At 42.6% G+C, this 959-nt stretch carries 3 protein-coding genes; all 3 read left to right on the top strand.

All coding sequences use genetic code 11. From position 1 onward, the window contains the following. The first annotated feature begins 80 nt into the window (after positions 1 to 80). A complete protein-coding gene (locus tag ACERC7_RS10685; RefSeq protein ID WP_373666912.1) occupies positions 81 to 233 on the top strand; it encodes a hypothetical protein in 153 nt (50 codons plus the stop codon). Between the two features lie 2 nt (positions 234 to 235). Next, positions 236 to 391 (top strand): hypothetical protein, encoded by a 156-nt coding sequence (locus tag ACERC7_RS10680; RefSeq protein WP_373666911.1) that lies wholly within the window; start codon positions 236 to 238, stop codon positions 389 to 391. Between the two features lie 112 nt (positions 392 to 503). Then, positions 504 to 959: phage recombination protein Bet (bet, locus tag ACERC7_RS10675; RefSeq protein WP_373666910.1), on the top strand; the 456-nt coding region annotated here is incomplete at its 3' end.

Below are 959 nucleotides of genomic sequence, written 5' to 3'. Positions count from 1 at the left end.
CACTGGACTGTCTGACCGTGTCCGCTATATCAGCCTAGTCCGTGAGCTGGGCAGGAAATACGCAAGCTAGGAGGTAGAACATGGACGATAAGAAACGGACAATGATTTTAGCCTTAAAATCAGCACTCCTAGAACAAGGTTACTATCTGGGTACTAATTTCGAGGAACAAGCTAGCAAGCTATCCCTTTCCCAGATTGCTATTGAAATCTCATTAGCACAGGCAGGTATTTAGCTATGGCACAAGACAGAGGACTATTCGGAACTTTTGACTATGACACTTGGTTAGCGACTGAACCAGACTACTGCCCGCACGAAGAGGGCTACGATGAGGATGAAGCTTACGACCGTTGGGTAGACGCTCAGAGCGAACACCTCGCAGAACGGCTCTAAAATCGTTTCTAAGCGATTTTAAGTTAGACCTATACAATTTACCACAACCACAAAAACAAGACGAGTATGCCCCTAAATTTTGAGAATTGGGGCATTTGGAAAGGAAATCAAGATGACACAAAACCAATTAACAACACAGCCTAAGCGTGACATTGCAGTTGATACCAGCGTTTGGACACCACAAGACATCAAAAGGTTTTTTGACCCACAAAATTTACTGTCTGAAAAACAAGTAGGGCAAGCCCTATCTCTTATCAAAGGACGAAATCTGAACCCTTTGGCTAACGAGGTCTATATTGTAGCTTATAAAAATAATAAGACAGGAGGTGTTGAGTTCAGCCTGATTGTCTCTAAAGAGGCTTTTCTTAAACGTGCAGCACAAAGTCCAAATTATGAGGGTTTTGAGGCTGGTGTTGTTGTTATAGATGAAAATGGTATCCAAACTGAACGGAAAGGCTCACTAATCTTACCAACAGATAAACTTGTTGGCGGTTGGGCTAGAGTGTACCGAAAAAATTTCAAGGTGCCAGTTGAAATCTATCTGTCACTTGCTGAGTATAACAAGGGT

The sequence above is a fragment of the Streptococcus sp. E17BB genome (assembly GCF_041807725.1).
Classification (GTDB): domain Bacteria; phylum Bacillota; class Bacilli; order Lactobacillales; family Streptococcaceae; genus Streptococcus; species Streptococcus entericus.
Note: the sequence above shows the minus strand (reverse complement) of the source record. Positions and strands in the feature narration are given on the sequence as shown.